This window comes from Cylindrospermopsis curvispora GIHE-G1, assembly GCF_014489415.1.
Taxonomy (GTDB): Bacteria; Cyanobacteriota; Cyanobacteriia; order Cyanobacteriales; family Nostocaceae; genus Raphidiopsis; species Raphidiopsis curvispora_A.
Map to the genome: position 1 here is coordinate 1,287,550 of NZ_CP060822.1, position 16,604 is coordinate 1,304,153.

General features: G+C 39.6%; 15 protein-coding genes and 1 other RNA gene. 8 read left to right on the plus strand and 8 right to left on the minus strand.

The features are described 5' to 3' along the window. Positions 1-7 precede the first annotated feature (7 nt). The 5 genes from murD to IAR63_RS06025 all read right to left on the minus strand — a co-directional run bounded on the left by murD (position 8) and on the right by IAR63_RS06025 (position 5,995). Positions 8-1,408: a UDP-N-acetylmuramoyl-L-alanine--D-glutamate ligase gene (gene murD, locus IAR63_RS06005; RefSeq protein WP_187706939.1), complete on the minus strand. Its 1,401-nt coding sequence runs from the start codon at positions 1,406-1,408 to the stop codon at positions 8-10. 80 nt (positions 1,409-1,488) lie between these two features. Further along, complete coding sequence (gene glyS, locus IAR63_RS06010; RefSeq protein ID WP_187706940.1) at positions 1,489-3,639, minus strand: glycine--tRNA ligase subunit beta; 2,151 nt, start codon at positions 3,637-3,639, stop codon at positions 1,489-1,491. Positions 3,640-3,674: 35 nt separating this feature from the next. Further along, entirely contained in the window at positions 3,675-4,496 is an 822-nt protein-coding gene (locus tag IAR63_RS06015; RefSeq protein WP_057178886.1) for a sugar phosphate isomerase/epimerase family protein, read from the minus strand. Between the two features lie 11 nt (positions 4,497-4,507). Beyond that, positions 4,508-5,209 (minus strand): hypothetical protein, encoded by a 702-nt coding sequence (locus tag IAR63_RS06020; protein WP_057178887.1) that lies wholly within the window; start codon positions 5,207-5,209, stop codon positions 4,508-4,510. 51 nt (positions 5,210-5,260) lie between these two features. Beyond that, entirely contained in the window at positions 5,261-5,995 is a 735-nt protein-coding gene (locus IAR63_RS06025) for a hypothetical protein (RefSeq protein WP_057178888.1), read from the minus strand. A 192-nt stretch (positions 5,996-6,187) separates the two neighbouring features. Here IAR63_RS06025 and IAR63_RS06030 point away from each other — a divergent pair, with 192 nt between their 5' ends. The 5 genes from IAR63_RS06030 (at position 6,188) to queF (ending at position 7,807) form a co-directional block, all read left to right on the plus strand. Continuing rightward, on the plus strand, positions 6,188-6,454 hold the full coding sequence (locus IAR63_RS06030) for a YciI family protein (RefSeq protein WP_057178889.1): 267 nt from the start codon (positions 6,188-6,190) through the stop codon (positions 6,452-6,454). Positions 6,455-6,491: 37 nt separating this feature from the next. Then, an RNA gene (gene ffs / locus IAR63_RS06035) (signal recognition particle sRNA small type) lies at positions 6,492-6,588 on the plus strand. A 25-nt stretch (positions 6,589-6,613) separates the two neighbouring features. Continuing rightward, complete coding sequence (locus IAR63_RS06040; protein ID WP_057178890.1) at positions 6,614-6,916, plus strand: hypothetical protein; 303 nt, start codon at positions 6,614-6,616, stop codon at positions 6,914-6,916. Positions 6,917-6,957: 41 nt separating this feature from the next. Continuing rightward, positions 6,958-7,335, plus strand: coding sequence for a hypothetical protein (locus IAR63_RS06045; protein WP_187706941.1), 378 nt, complete (start codon positions 6,958-6,960; stop codon positions 7,333-7,335). Between the two features lie 43 nt (positions 7,336-7,378). After that, positions 7,379-7,807 (plus strand): preQ(1) synthase, encoded by a 429-nt coding sequence (gene queF, locus IAR63_RS06050; protein ID WP_187706942.1) that lies wholly within the window; start codon positions 7,379-7,381, stop codon positions 7,805-7,807. Positions 7,808-7,831: 24 nt separating this feature from the next. Here the strand turns inward: queF and IAR63_RS06055 are convergent, their stop codons facing one another. Beyond that, positions 7,832-8,470, minus strand: a complete 639-nt coding sequence (locus IAR63_RS06055) for a histidine phosphatase family protein (RefSeq protein ID WP_187706943.1) — start codon at positions 8,468-8,470, stop codon at positions 7,832-7,834. Positions 8,471-8,558: 88 nt separating this feature from the next. Here IAR63_RS06055 and IAR63_RS06060 point away from each other — a divergent pair, with 88 nt between their 5' ends. From IAR63_RS06060 to IAR63_RS06070, 3 genes are all read left to right on the plus strand, one after another. After that, complete coding sequence (locus tag IAR63_RS06060) at positions 8,559-10,103, plus strand: pyruvate kinase (protein WP_187706944.1); 1,545 nt, start codon at positions 8,559-8,561, stop codon at positions 10,101-10,103. 608 nt (positions 10,104-10,711) lie between these two features. Then, the gene (locus tag IAR63_RS06065; protein ID WP_187706945.1) at positions 10,712-12,328 is read left to right on the plus strand and encodes a peptide ligase PGM1-related protein; all 1,617 of its coding nucleotides are present in this window, start codon (positions 10,712-10,714) and stop codon (positions 12,326-12,328) included. A 155-nt stretch (positions 12,329-12,483) separates the two neighbouring features. Continuing rightward, positions 12,484-14,169, plus strand: a complete 1,686-nt coding sequence (locus IAR63_RS06070) for a potassium channel family protein (protein ID WP_187706946.1) — start codon at positions 12,484-12,486, stop codon at positions 14,167-14,169. Positions 14,170-14,248: 79 nt separating this feature from the next. Here IAR63_RS06070 and IAR63_RS06075 read toward each other — a convergent pair whose 3' ends face one another. Then, entirely contained in the window at positions 14,249-14,998 is a 750-nt protein-coding gene (locus IAR63_RS06075) for a phycobilisome rod-core linker polypeptide (protein ID WP_187706947.1), read from the minus strand. A 105-nt stretch (positions 14,999-15,103) separates the two neighbouring features. Next, positions 15,104-16,096 (minus strand): ROK family protein, encoded by a 993-nt coding sequence (locus tag IAR63_RS06080; RefSeq protein WP_187706948.1) that lies wholly within the window; start codon positions 16,094-16,096, stop codon positions 15,104-15,106. Positions 16,097-16,604: the final 508 nt, after the last annotated feature.

Consider the following 16,604-nt stretch of genomic DNA (forward strand, 5'->3'; position numbering starts at 1 on the left):
CAACCTGTTAATCCTTGTTAGTAGTTGCTGATCTGGTCCATTCTAAGGATAATTGCTGAAAATGCTCACCCCTAACTTCAAAGTTGGCATACTGATCAAAACTGGCACAAGCTGGTGATAATAAAATCGTGGTGGCTTGGTACTGTTTGGCCAATTGTGCAGCTCTGGGAATGGCTTTTTCCATAGTCTCCACAATTTCAAAGTTACCATACCCTACAGTTTCTAACCTTTTACTAAAAGTTTCAGCAGCACTACCAATTAATAATACCGCTGCGGTTTTCTCTTGAATTCTCTTCAACCAACCTGTGTCGTCCCCTGCTTTTGCTTCACCACCAGCTATTAAAATTGCCGGACTTTTTACCGATTTTAAACCTACTTCAGCTGCATCGTAGTTTGTCGCTTTACTATCATTGATGAATTGAATTCCTTCCCAGGTACAAACATGTTGTAAGCGGTGGGGAACCCCGGGAAATTGTTGGACTCCATGGTTGATAGCAGCAATTTCTATTCCAGCTAATCTTGCTGCTCCCACTGACATAAGTAGGTTTTGCTGATTGTGTTCCCCCACCATTTTTAGATCTGTGACTGCTACTATTGGTTGAGGTTCAGAATCAGAGGATAGTTTTTCCGTTACCCAGCCATTTTCTATATAAAACCCTTTTCCCCCTATTAAATGACCTAGTCCTTTGACACTTGTCCAGTAAGCATGAGTCCAACATTGTAACCCAACTTTACTCAAGTAAGCGTCGTCACCATTAATAATTTGTAAGCGGGAGTTTCTCAGGAGTTTGGCTTTAATATCATAGTAGTTTTCTAGAGTTTTGTGACGAGCTAAATGGTCTGGTGTAAAAGTCGTCCAAATTCCTATGTGAGGAAAAAGACTCCAGGAAGATTCTATTTGGTAACTACTGAGTTCACCTATGACCCAGTCTGGTGGTTTTGCGCCTAAAGCCACTTCTAGAGCTACTTCCGCTACAGCATAACCAATGTTACCACAAGCAGGAGCATGAAGACCAGCTGCTTGAAAAATAGCCGCAGTTAACGCTGTAGTGGTGGTTTTACCATTGGTACCAGTAATTCCCACCCAGGGAATATTTTGCAGTTGTCTCCATGCTAGTTCCATTTCTCCCATGGTTTCTATTCCCATTTCTCGTGCTTTAACCAGCAGAGGAATATCCCATGGAACTCCTGGACTAACTACGATTAATTTTGGTAACTGGCTCTCTTTTAATTCTGGGTTATTTCCTAATTTGACAGTGATTTGTTCCTGGGCAAGTTTTTGTTGTTGTTCCAGGAGAAATGGGGAGGTATTACTGTCCCAAATTTCTACCTCCCATCCTTCCTGTTTCAACAATCTCGCCGCAGCAATACCGGACTTTCCTAATCCCATTACAATGGCTTTTGGCATAGACTGTGCAGCATCCCTGGTTAAGCTCCCCCATCTTAGCGTTAATTGGCAAAAATTACACTGGTTTTTGTTAATTTTGGCTACAAGTTTTTGACGATGGCTCCAAAATCTGCTAAGATTCGACCGTGGTTACGTAGTAGACCTAGTAAATTCAACCGATTGCGTTTAATGTGTGGGTCTGGATCCATAACTAGCACACTATCTTCTCCGTCAAAGAATTGGCTGACCGTGGGGGCAATTTTTTCCAGGGCGGCTATTAGTAACTGATAGTTGCGCGTTTGTTGTGCAAGTTGGGTCTGGGGCACTAATGCTACTAGGGCTTGATAAAGGGCAGTCTCGGATGATTTTTGAAACAATGTGGGATTAATTAATTCATCCGGGATTAACTGTTGCAAGTCTAAATCCCCCTGTGCTGCTAACCTAGTGGAACGATTGATGGTTTCATAGATTTTCTCTAGGGTGCCATTATGGCGGATTTGTTGTAGATAGGTGGCGCGATCGCGAATGTCTAGTAGATCCTGTAGTGCGCGTTCTATATATTCCGGATCCTGTTCTCCTAACACGGCGTTAACTAGATCGTAATCTATGTGTTTTTCTTCTTGGAGTAGGGTGCGAATACGTTGGATGAAAAATTCTCGCAGGATGGATATTAAAGATTGAGCATCTTTATGGAAAGTGTGAGCAAAGGAAGTTGCTGTGTACTCTAATAAATACTCCAAATTTATTGGTAGGTTAGCAACCCAGGTAATATTCACAATGGCATTGGCGGCCCGACGTAAGGCAAAGGGATCGGAGGAACCAGAGGGAATTAAACCTAAACCAAAGATGCTAATTAGGGTATCTAGTCTATCAGCTAAGCCCACGATTTTCCCTGTGAGGGTGGTGGGCAAAATGTCATCAGCATTTCTGGGTAGATAATGCTCAAAAATGGCTTTAGCTACTTCCTCATCCTCTCTACTAGCTAGGGCATATTTTTCACCCATGATACCTTGTAATTCGGGAAATTCATATACCATTTGGGTGACTAAATCCGCTTTGCACAATAGAGCAGCTCTTTGCACTCTCTCGGTTTCAGTTTCTCCTAATCCCAATTGTTGACAAATCACCTGGGCTATATTCCCGATTCTTGTGACTTTGGCTCGCACGGAACCTAGATCTTCTTGAAATGTAACTGTTTCTAATTGGGGTAAAAACTCTTCTAGAGACTTGGCTAAATCCGCTTCATAGAAAAATCTCCCATCCGCTAACCGCGCTCGAATTACTCTTTCATTACCTAGTGCAATAATATCTGATTTTGCTGGATCCCCATTGGATATGGTGACAAAGTTTGGTAGTAGTTCTCTTCCATCCCGGTTTTTAAAAACTGGGAAGTAACGCTGGTGGGTAACCATGACAGTGGTGGATACTTCTGTTGGTAATTGGAGAAATTCATCTTCAAATCTACCCACCACCGCTGTGGGATATTCTACTAAATTGGTAGTTTCTGCCAACAACTCTGGATAGATTTCTGTACAACCACCCAACTCTTCTACAGCTCTATTCACCTGCTCTACAATTATTTTCTCCCGATCCTCTGGACAAACTATCACATAACCATTGGCCAATGTTTCCACATATTCTGTCGCATGGGAAATACTCACCCTTTCCCGATGTAAAACCCTATGTACCCAGGAAATGCGATCGCTCTTAACTATTTTTTCCCCATTTCTTAATTCTAAGGGTAAAACATCCCCATCCAATAAAGCAACTAACCAGCGAATAGGACGAGAAAACCTCCCATCCCCACTCCCCCAGCGCATTAACCGCTTTCCTTCTAAGCTCCAAACCCATTGGGGAACTAGTTCGGTCAAAATTTCTGTTATGGGTCTCCCTGGGGTCTTTTTATTGACAAAGATAAAATCCCCCTTATCTGTAGAACGAACCTCTAAAGCAGATAATTCTACCCCTTGCTTTTTAGCGAATCCTTCTGCTGCTTTGGTTGGTTTACCATCTTTAAATGCTGCTTGGGCAGGTGGTCCCTTAATTTCTTCTTCCCGATCCAGTTGCTGGGATGGTAACCCGGTGATCAGCACTGCTAATCTACGAGGGGTACCAAAAACCGCTACTTTTTCTATGGGGAGACCATGAGCTTCCAGCATTTGGGGAATGCGCGATCGCCATTGTGTAATCGCGCTACTCAAAAAGCTTGCTGGTAGTTCTTCTGTGCCAACTTCTAATAAAAACGCAGTCATGGTTTTACTAATGTTTATCAATCAATTCCACCAGTTTACCTGGAGACGAGGGAAGTTGATGGACTGTGGTTGAGCAGGTTGTGGGTGTACAAGTACTGTTCTTTGACAATTGATGGGGGAAACCTATTTAATCTACTCTCTATTACGATGGGGATTGCTCTAGGAATCTGTGCTGCGTATGGAACCCACCAGGTGCTGTCTGTAATTGGTGAATGTATATCTCTTTTGCCATCGTTATCAGATATATGAATCTCCAAAATCCTCTCTGATGGAAGTTTTAGCCACTCTAGTTTTTCTGACAAGCTCTGATTACGCCAAATATTAACATGTGCTAAATCAACTACGATTTTCATCTCAGGTAGCTCCTCACAAAATCGGGTCAATTCCCAACTGTTATCCAACAGATAGTAATTCCAACTATTAGGAGGTGTGGGATACATGGTCTCTACCCCCAGGACAATTCCCCGCTTTTCACAGATTTGTTGTAAATTTTGAACATTTTCTTTAAACTGCCCATAGGCTTTTTCTCTCTCTTGACCTCTATGAAAATCTCCTCCATGAACAGAATACGCTGTTACTTTTAAATCTCCTAACCAGTCCATCATGCGCTCAAAATAGCTCCATTCCTGGGGTTCCGCTAGGTTGAAGCTTTTGTGAGTTTCTCCCCACACAAAGGCATGATGAGCCCTATAAGTCATGCCTTTTTGCTGAAATTCTGTAATCGCTTTGACTGCATCCCGATCACAGCGTGGACCAATTGCTAGTTCTACCTCCTTGATTCCTAATTCCCAGAACATGGTCAAAACTTGACGGGTTGATGTTCCACCATAGGCAGAAGTACTAAAATATAATTCCATCTGTTTATTTCCTAATAAATTCTTTTCATTGAATTGTATTCAAATACTGACACTGTAGGTTTTAACTCAAAAAGCTTGGCCACATAAAAAACTAATATGCCCATCTCTCCCCCTAGCTGGTCTATTTCTTGTTCTGAGTAATTCATACTTCTTAATAGATCCCTAATGGGAGATAAGATGTAGTAGGCAATCTGCTTCTCCGGAGAAAACTCTTTGCATCTGTTTTCATAAACACGCCTACGCTCTACCTCCATAGTACATATTCTATTTCCTAGTTTTAGGGAAATTTTATATCCATACAAGGTATATGTGCTTGTGTCATCATAGGCATAAGGATCCTCAAATTCTTGATAATCCCTAATAATTAAAGGCAGTTGTAATTTTGCCAGTAACCAATTGGTAGGATCTTTGTCAATAGCAGGTAGATCCTCTAATTCTTCCCACTCCCACCAACACTCGGCTATTCCTAGGATCTCTACAAACTGCTTAAATTCGTCCGTCGATAACAAAATACGAGGATCAACCTGCAAAGCATCAATTATCTTCTTCAGCTCTACATTCTGTGATTCTAATATTTCTCTTTCAGTATTTTGAATCTCTTTCATGGACTCATCTACGAAATGGTATAAAGCATCAAGTTGAGGACGAAATCGATTAGCATGGGTTTCGACTAATACTTTGTATTTTAACAGTATTTTGTCTATACTAGTCATAGTTTTACTTGTATGGATATAGTTGAAAAATGGCAACCGTAAATCTATAACTTAACAGTTATCAGATATCTTGGGAGGCGCAAACCAGGATAAGTACTTTTCCGGAATTGATGAATTATATTCAAACACTGACACGGATGGTTTTAGTGTAAACAAACTGATTGAATAGACTACCAGTATGGCAATCTCCCGACCTAACTGTTGAATTTCTTCCTCTTTTTCGGTAATACTTTCCAAGATCCTTTCAAAATCACAGTCTCCGTATTCTTGTACGATTTCTGCCAGAGAACATTCTTCGATATACTGATCACGGTCGCGACTGTAATTTAATATTAAGGGACTTTTTTCTCCGTCTATCTCTAATGACACTACATGCTCATACCCGGTATAAAATTCTTCATCATCATAGGCATTCGTACACTCTATAACCTTGTAATCCATTAAACCTATGGGCAATTTAAAATTTGCCAACATCCAATTACTTGGATCCGTTCTAATTATATCTATATAATCCACGTCCCAACTATACTCTATGTGATCAAGTTTGCCTAGAAAATTTTTAAATCCCTCTGTAAATAATATACATCTAGCATCAGTCCGTAAAGTATCAATTATCCTATTTAACCCGACACACTGGGCTTCTAGTAAATGATCTTCTCCATCATGAATCTCCTTCATTCGCTTATCTACAATCTGGCGTATATTTACGATTTGGTATCCAATCTGCTTAGCATGTTCTTCTAATAATGCTTGATGACTAGATAATAGTGAATCAATGTTCGTCATAATTTGCCTCCTACTTAATTGATCAACACAATGAACCGGGTAACCAATCCCACCCTACAGCTGGAAGGTTCCACTACCTTATTAGTATATTTGTTCTATAAAAAATTGGCAACCACCTAATGTTAAGAATTATTAACAGCGGAAACAGTCAATTCATGGTATTGTGTAGTCAGTTGTAAATGCTTAGTGAATATGCCTTGGTTTGTCAAAATAGAAGCAGGCCTAGTGGATAAAGCCACCTTTGATCAGTATGTGCCAGCCCATAAAGAATACGTAAAAGCACTAATAGACAAAGGACATAAAGCTAAAACTGGTTACTGGGCGAGAAAAGGTGGAGGGATGATGTTATTTGAGGCAGATTCTATGGAAGAAGCCCAGGCAATTGTTAGCGCAGATCCTTTGGTAATTAACGGTTGTGTTAATTACCAACTGCACGAGTGGAAAATTGTTTTAGAATAGTTGACCATTTTAGAAATTTCGTGTTATTATAAATTCAGACCTGGATCTATGCGATCTCAACGCCTAAACCTTGTCAGGACCGGAAGGTAGCAGCAATACGGGATGCTTGTGGTAGGCGTAGTCTCCGGGTTCCCCCATTTTTAGGAGTGCTTTACGGCAATGCCCGCTTTTGGAAAACTTGTAGAAAAAGCTTTTTACCTAGGTGTAGGTCTAGCGGCTTATGCTGGCGAAAGAGGTGGTGAAACCCTCAACCAAATGCGATCGCAAATTGAAAAATTAGCGGAGGAAATGGAAGCAAAGGGACAGATGACCACGGAGGAAGCTCGCCGTTTTGTGGAGGAGATGATCCAACAGGCTCAGCAGTCTCGGGGTACAGCACCAGACTCAGATAAAACCACCCCCGCAGAACCTCGTTTGATAGAAATAGTGGATGTGGAAGAGGTGGAAGAGAAAGACAAGTGATAATAAAGATGCAATTTGGTTTAGCTATTGCATGAAAACCTATGACATGGTGGCAAGAAGAATTACTTGATATTGTTTTAACCGTATCTGGTGAAGCAGAAAGACTATTCGAGGAAATCGATGAGATAGTGGATACTCTTTTCGATTTAACCGAGGAAATTGGCGAACAGGTTGGGAGTGCAGGTACGTGTTTAAGTGAGTTGTTAGAACCGCTGGTGGGGTTCTATTGGGATCTGGAAGATCCTAACCTCCCATATGAGGTGGAAGCTGATTCACTGGAAAATCCTGCATGTGTGGGTTGTAGTAATTATCATGGAGAAGTATATGGTGGGAACCTACTGGTTTGTGCCATTCATCCCTATGGTTGGGATGGGGAAAAGTGTCCCGACTGGGGGGATAGAAATTTTTTTGTATCATAAAACATTATGATTTATATGTGCTTTTTAGTGAGTCCCAATAATTATGAGTCATTCCGTGAGCAACATTCTACCAAGTGAAAATCCTGTTAAAGAAGTAAAATATGGTGAGCGAGAAATCGAAGAGGGCAAACTAATTACCTTTCCCAATCCTCGCGTAGGTAGGGAATACACAATTGATATTACCTTACCTGAATTTACCTGTAAATGTCCTTTTTCCGGTTATCCCGACTTTGCCACGATTCATATTGCCTACATACCAGACCAAAGAGTAGTAGAGTTAAAAGCGTTAAAGTTATATATTAACAGCTACCGGGACAAGTACATTTCCCACGAGGAAGTGACCAATCAAATATTAGATGATCTGGTTATTGCCTGTGCACCCTTAGAAATGACTGTAAAAGCTGATTTTAATCCTCGTGGTAACGTACATATGGTGGTAGAAGTAAAGCATAAAAAGGGAGCAGCATCATAATCTTCATACCAATCTTCTGCTCCATTAGGTTCCCGGACGGAGACGGAGATGTTCTGGTATATGATTGCGATCGCCCAAGATTTCTAACATAGGACCATTAACATCAAACCTAACCATGCTAAGTGATGCTACCAAAATATTAATACGATATCTGTAGCATCCTAAATCAATTCCCAGTAGACTGCAAAGTATAATTCGAATGGTAGCCTTATGGGAGATCAGCAAAACATTACCCTGATGGTGTTTTTCCTTAATTTCCCTAATTACGGGAATAGACCGGTTAGCAATTTCTACAGCTGTTTCTCCTCCTTGAGGTGCATTCCATGCGGACTCCGTCAACCATTTAATATAGTTTTCAGTATAATTTTCCTGAACAAAGGACTTGCTTTTGGTTTCCCATTCTCCATAACTACCTTCTCGGATACCAGTTCTTAACTGCATATTTAGACCAGTTGCATCACAAAAAGGTTGAGCTGTAGCAATGGTTCGTTTCATAGGACTCACATAAACAGCTTCCCAACATAAATTTTTATAAGTATCAGCAAAACTATGAGCCATCTGGTTTCCTTCCGGTGTCAATTGTGCATCCGTTTCACCACAGAAATTGCCACTTTGACTAAAATTTGTTTCGCCATGCCGTAGCAGATATAAGTTGAGTGCCATAGTGTCCAATGGATGAAGATAAAGCGGTTTGTACAAAACCAGATTATCATTGGTTACGGTAGCGAACTGCTTCAGGTGAACCAGGATCATGAATATTACAGATCTCTCAAGTCCACCCATCTTATTAGATAGCTTGCTCAACCTTCGAGAAGCAGTAGAAAGAGATGGGAAAGCTATTTTTGACCAATGGCGATCGCACATCCAGCGTTCCCAATTTCTCCCTAGCGCCCTCAACCTAGCCCAGTATTTAGCCCTGCGGAGACACGACCTGCGTCCTTTGCAAGCTGCTCTTATGCCTTGGGGTTTATCTTCTTTGGGTCGTATAGAAGCAAGGGTGATGGCTAATCTAGATGCGGTTATTGCTACTCTAGCATTAATTTGCGAAGTTCCCATTCCTGCTCCTGTTACTCGTCCTGTTCTCACATCTTTTTTTGAGGGAGAGAATAGGTTAAGAGAACAGACAGAGTGCTTATTTGGTCCAGCGTTACCCCATCGTCGGGTGAGAATTATGGTCACCCTACCCACAGAAGCTGCTAGTGAATATGAAATGGTGCGGGAGATAATTGAGCGAGGTGCAACTTGTTTAAGAATAAACTGCGCCCATGACAATCCTAGTATTTGGGAAAAGATGATTCAGAACATTCGTCAAGCTGAACAAGAACTTTCATCTCAATGTACAGTGATGATGGATTTAGGTGGTCCAAAAATTCGCACCGAAATAGTTTTAGCCCCTGCAGGTAAAAATCGCGTCTTCCGAGGAGATTTAATTGTTTTGTGTCGTAGTTTATCTAACCAAACGATCGCAGATCCTATAGATAATATTCACATTAGTTGTACAGTACCAGAAATTCTGGACTTACTAACAGTGGGCACCTTAGTTTATATTGACGATGGTAAATTACGTACTCGGGTAGTTGATCAAGATTATCCTTTACCAGATGGTAGTTCTGGGTTTTTATTGGAGGTGACCCATGCTAAACCCAAGGGAGTGAAGCTATCTCCAGAAAAGGGACTAAATTTTCCCAACATAGTATTACCCCTAATTCCGCTCACACCAAAGGATCTAACTGATTTAGACTTCCTAGCTACCCATGCGGACATTATTGGTTATTCCTTTGTCCAACAAACAACAGATATCCAACTATTACAAAGCGAACTGGCGCAAAGATGCTTGCAGGGAGAACATCCAGCGATTATTGCCAAGATTGAAACCGCTGTAGCAGTTACTAACCTACCCGAACTAATTGTTCATGCAGCGGGGAAACACCCCTTTGGAGTAATGATTGCTAGGGGGGATCTAGCGGTAGAAATTGGCTATCAAAGATTAGCAGAGATACAAGAAGAAATTCTGTGGTTGTGTGAAGCTGCGCACGTTCCAGTGATTTGGGCAACTCAGGTATTAGAGAGTTTAGTCAAGGAAGGTGCCCCATCTCGTGGAGAAATGACAGATGCAGCTATGGCCGAAAGAGCTGAATGTGTTATGTTGAATAAGGGACCATTTATTACCCAAGCTGTCACCATCTTAGATGATGTGCTTACTAGGATGGAAGCCCATCAATTAAAGAAAACCCCCCAATTGCGGGCCCTGCGTTCCTGGGAGAACTTTTCTGCTTCAGGGGACGACACCATTTAATTAACATGAAATAGGTTTTAAGTATCTATAGGTAAATTTCTCAAAAAAAGTTTTTAAAAACTCATTTTGAGAAATTTATTTTCTGCTTTCGTTCCCGCGAGCTGTTAACAACTTGAGACTTAACATTTGGATATTGGCACACCCAGTTAGTAACATATTTGTCCATAAATGAGCGTAACCTTTTTCATCCATTCATAGGCTCTTAATCCAATTATTAGTAACCATTAGATAATCAGTGATCATGAAGGCTTGACCCTGTTCATCTGCTCTTAATTTAACTGTTAATTCTTGGTTATTTATCGTGCATCGGAAGTAAAAAAAACCTGATTTTATCACTCTTCAGATATAGATTAGATATCTATTGGGCATAGCTAATTCAATATACTGATAACTGATTTAATAATTGACTTTTCTCAATCAATTTAAGTGGGGAGACACAATTATTTGTAGGATGGGTTTCATACTTCAACCCATCCTACGTTTATCTTATATTTAATTACACCCACGTACTTATGTCTAAAAAAATTTACAAAAATATACAGACAAAATTAACCAAAGGAGTCTTCCTTAGGATATATATTAACTAGTATATTCTAAGGAGAAAAAATATGACTGGGGAAGACATATCACAAAATACTGGTCAATTAGCAGAAATTGGACAATTTCGTAGGTTACAATCAACCTTGGGGGAGCGTTGGAAAGCGAGTGAGATATTTGATAATAGTGAGACGGATATTTTAATTATCCCTTCCTTGAGTATTGATCAGCGAGAACTAGAAAAGATTCAGGGTTGTGAGCATTATGAGGAAAGATTACTATTTTCTCTCATTCGTTTGCGCAACCCCCGAAATAGATTAATTTATGTCACATCAATGCCCATACATCCTAGCATTATTGACTATTATTTACAATTGCTACCGGGAATTCCTTTTTCCCATGCCCGCCATCGTCTATTAATGCTTTCTACCTACGATTCTTCTTTAAAACCTCTGAGTCAAAAAATCTTAGAACGCCCCAGACTGATAGAAAGAATACGCCAAGCATTACATATAGATAAAGCTTTTATAAGTTGTTACAATTCCACATTTTGGGAAGCAAAGTTATCCCTAAAATTGAATATACCTCTGTATGCTGCTGCGCCAGATTTACAGATTTGGGGAACAAAAAGTGGTAGTCGGGAAATTTTTGCCCAAACTGGCGTACCTCATCCAGATGGTAGTAAATTGGTTTGGAATGCAAAAGACTTGGCTAGAGAAGCGGCTAATTTGTGGGAACGTCAACCACATTTAAAAAAAATAGTCATCAAACTAAATCAGGGTATATCTGGAGAGGGAAATGCCATCTTGAATTTGCTTCCTCTAACGGATTTCGCTCCAGGAAAAACCAACCATGTTGAAAGATCACAAGCCATCGAAAAAAGTTTTGTCAATCTACGTTTTCAAGCCCAAAAAGAAAATTGGAAAACCTTTTCTCAACTGATTTTAGAACTAGGGGCGATCGCCGAATCATTTATAGAAGGTGAAATCAAATATTCCCCCAGTGTGCAGGGAAGAATCACCCCCGATGGGACGGTAGAAATACTTTCCACCCATGATCAAATTCTCGGTGGTCCGGATGGACAAATTTATCTGGGGTGTCGGTTTCCAGCTAATGAGAATTATAGAGTAGAATTACAAGATATTGGTTTAGCTGTAGGCAAAAAACTGGCAGAAAAAGGAGCATTGGAAAGATTTGGTGTGGATTTTGTAGTAGTGGATCAAGGTAATGGCAAATGGGATATCCAAGCTATTGAAATTAATTTACGTAAAGGCGGTACTACTCACCCCTTTATGACTTTAAAGTTATTAACCAATGGGAGCTATGATTTATCCACTGGGCTATTTTACAGTCAACAGGGAAAACCTAAATATTATGTTGCTACGGACAATTTACAAAAAGACTCCTATCGCGGACTCTTACCCAGTGACTTAATGGATATTATTGCCCATCACCGATTACATTTTGAGAGTGGAACAGAAACGGGAACTGTATTTCATCTGATGGGTTGTATTTCTCAGTTTGGCAAACTAGGTTTAACTAGTATTGGCAATTCCCCTGAACAAGCAGAACAAATTCATAATCAGGTTATTCATGTGCTCGACCAAGAAACCAATAATGAAATTAATCATTACTCCCTATTCTCTAACTATGCTTTTCCCATAGCTGAGGATACTTTTGGTTATTAATTCGTTTATGAACAATGGGTCTATTGTAAAAGACCTTCATCATACTATAATCTCTCAGTATTCTATACTGTATGTAAACATACAGTTATATTGGGAGAAATCAATTATAAATACAAATAAATACAGAGTATTAGTGACAATTGTGCTGATATTTCATGAAACCTCGAATTATTGTTTGTGGATTAGGTCGAACTGGTTATAAGATCTTTCGTCTACTGAGACAACAGGGCGCCCTAGTTGTTGGTATTCATCGTAGACCCATTGCAGGGGAAACTACAGGAGATGTGATTATTGGAGAGCTATGTGCAGCTTCTACCCTACAAACAGCAGGAGTTGAACAGGCACATACTCTAGTAATTGCCACAGCTGATGATGGTATAAATTTATCAGTTATGATGCAAGCTCGGGTACTAAATCCTAATATTCGCATTATTAACCGATTTTATAATACTAATTTAGGAGAACGTTTAGATCATGCCCTGATAGATCATCTGAGTATGAGTGTTGTGGGTCTAGCAGCACCCGTATTTACCTTTGCTGCTTTAGGAAATAAAGCTGTAGGAGAAATTAAATTATTTGATCAAACCTGGCCAATTCATGAGGAATATATTGATGACAATCATCCATGGCAAGGAAAAAAAATCAGTGACCTATGGGAAGAAAAAACACGAATGCTGATTTATTATTTACCTACCACGGGAAAAATGAATTTGGTATCCGCAGTATTATCAGAACAACGTTTAAAAATAGGCGATCGCCTGATTATTGGTATCCAACCACGGGTCAGTTACACACGCAAATCATGGGCTAGGAAAATAATTAAAATCCTCACCAGTATTAGGCATTTTCAGAAGCATGCCCAATCAGTAATTGCCATGGCAATAGTATTATTTATAATTATTTTAATTGCCACACTTACTTATGTATATGCCAAATTAAATATTTCATTTGTGGATGCATTATATTTTGCTGTGGGGATGATTACAGGTGCGGGTGGTAATGATAAAGTTGTGGAAGCAGCACCAAACAGCATTAAAGTATTCACAATTGTTATGATGTTAGCAGGAGCAGTGGTATTTGGTCTTTGGTATGCCATGTTAACAGATTTCGTCTTAGGAAGTCGTCTGAAACAATTTTGGGATGCAGCGAGAATTCCTCAAAGACACCATTATATTGTTTGTGGTTTAAGTGGGATTGGGATTAAAATTGTGCAGCAATTAAATGCTAGTGGTAATGAAGTAGTAGTAATTGAAACTGATACTCATAATAAATATGTAAGCACAGCTAGGGGAATGGGCATTCCGGTGATATTAGCGGATGCCAGTTTTCGGACAACCTTACAAATTAGTAATATAGATACAGCAAATGCAGTTTTAGCAGTAACTAACAACGATGCAATCAATTTAGAAATTGCCTTAAAAGCTAAAGGTTTAGCCCCCAAAATTCCCGTAGTGGTGAATTATGCTGACCCTGATTTTGCGGGAATGGCCAAACAAGTATTTGGTTTTGAAGCAGTATTAAGTCCTGCAGAATTAGCAGCGCCAGCATTTGCTGCTGCTGCATTGGGAGGAAGAATTATTGGCAATGGTATTATAGGTGATAACTTATGGGTAGCCTTTGCAACATTGATTAGTCCTAATCACCCCTTTTGTGGTCAGTGGGTAAAGGACGTAGCTAGATATGCGGATTTTGTGCCTTTATATGTAGAAACCAATCATCAAACCCTACATGGTTGGGATTTGTTAGAAACTAATTTAAGTGCAGGGGATATTTTATATTTAACAATTCCAGCCAATCGGTTATATCAATTATGGCGTGAGGAACAGGAAATGGTGGGTTAGTGCTTGATAAAAATCCCCATTTCCTCAATACCTTAGCCAAAATCCTGAAACCCAATAGAATTCTGGCTAAGTTATGTATTTAAAAATTAACTAGACCATAATAAGTGAGAATCACATAAATTGTCCCAGCTAAAATCAACAGATTTCCTAATATTCCAAAGCCTGATGATAAGACTAGATAAATTGGATGGTAAGGAGGTTGTTGCCATTTCCATAGATAGCTTAGAGGCGCTTTATTTTGGAAATAACCCAAATTCTCTAGTTGTTGACGATAATACTGATCATAACGGGGAAATTGGCTAAAAGGTAATTCTCCCATACTATGTTGGGCAATTACTCTTCGCCGATGATAGGGAACTGTATAATCACCAAAATTACTTTCATATTCCTCACTATTGAGCAGTGCATCAATGAAACCTTGTCTTCCTTTTGTTCCCAAAATTATCGACCAAGCCATGGTTTCTTGTTTACCGTAGACGTTTCTTCCCAGCACTCTCTGGATACACATTTCTACGAATCGATAATTATTGTTCGTGTCATAGTTCCGTACACGAAAGGTCTCCGACAACAATAGTCCTCTAATAAAATCTCTGACGCTAATGCTGTTATGTTTTAATTGAGACTCCAGAGTTAACTGACGATTACTCCTCAAAATTTGCTGCTCATTAAAAATTTGCCGATAAGCAGCCCAAATTAACTCATTAACCTCTGAGATAGAAGGAGTCCCTTCCATGGTGTAAACTGGCGGATTTTCATCTCCAGGAATTTCAAAACTTTTCACTCTTTGGTTTTGACTGGATGGAGAATATTTTAGTAAAGGAATGGTCATGTTTATCCTGTGGAATCATTGTGGAATTTGTAGACTTGTTCAGGATTTACACAATTTCTGTTGATTTGTAATCTATATACTATAACTTAATAATATCTCATTTAATCAGATTCTGTATCCAGAATAGCTAATATCTAAACCCAAAGCTACTGCTCCCCACAATGGTGCATCATCTCCTAAAACCGCTCGCACTATCTCGAAATTCACTTCTGGTAAAGCAGTTTGATGGGCTGTTTTTCTCACAATGCTCCAAAAACTATCACCTGCTTTTGTTACCCCACCACCTAAGATAAATCTCTGGGGATTCATCAAGTTAGCTACATTGCCAATACCTACTCCTAAAGCCCAAGCTGCTGTATATAACACTGATTTTGCTAACTCATCTCCATTTGATGCTGCTAAACTGACTATTTGCCCAGTGATTAAATCTACATTATTATCTACTAACTGTCGTAGTATATCTCCCTGGACATTCTCACCAGAACTGGTCGATTGTTGTGCTACTTTTTCTAATAATTCTCTGGCATTTTGCGCAATGTAAGGACCCGATGCAAAACGCTCTACACACCCTCTTTTACCACATAAACATACTGGACCTCTAGGATCTACTACTATATGACCAATTTCTCCCGCCATCCCTCCCGTGCCTTGCCAAAGTTGATTATTTAAAATCCATCCTCCGCCTACTCCTGTACTTATGGTAATGTAAAACAAGCTGTCGTATCCCTGTCCAGAACCAAAGCGGTGCTCTCCTATGGCAGCAACATTCGCATCATTGTCTATACTAACTGGAGCTTTATATTCCTCTTCTAATAGTAGTTTTAACGGAATATTTTCCCAACCAGGTACATGATGGGAAAGTCTGACTATTCCCGTTTGTGCATCCACTGGTCCACCAAAACTAACTCCTATGGCATCCGCTCTACGATTGTCTAGTACAGCACTGATGAGCGATCGCATGATTTCTAGGTCATTTAATGCGTCCCCATTTTTTGGTGATAACTGACTTTCACGGCGTAACCATTCTCTTGAGCCTGCTTCTACAGTGCCTGCGGCCAATTTAGTTCCCCCGAAGTCTAGCGCCAATATTAATGTCATACGTTTTTAACTCCTATGATTACATAATAATCGGAATAATCGGAAATTTTCAATTCCATTGACTATAAGTATTGAGAAAAATTATTAAAAATATGACAAATCTCAACTCTTGCCTTTTGACTATTATTCTGTTATATTCAACAATTAATTGCCACAGTTCCCACCCCTTGTGACCAATGCTACGACTCTATGTCAACAATTAGGAATTCTTCTCAATTAAGGGATCACCCATGGTTTATGAGTAAGAAGCTACTACCGACTACAAGTAAAATATACGGATCACGACTAATTATGTCTAGACCAGGCACAATTCAGTGCTAGATTTAGAGGTTATTAAGAGAGTTTTTAAATATGTTTAAAAAATATATTTTTTCAATATTAAAGATGTAAAATCAGGGGGAGCATATAGAATGGATTATGAGTGGGAGATTGTTAATTTTGGTGGTCAATTTACCAAGTTTATGGAAATTGCCATGATTCGCAAAAATAGTAGTTGTCAACACAATTT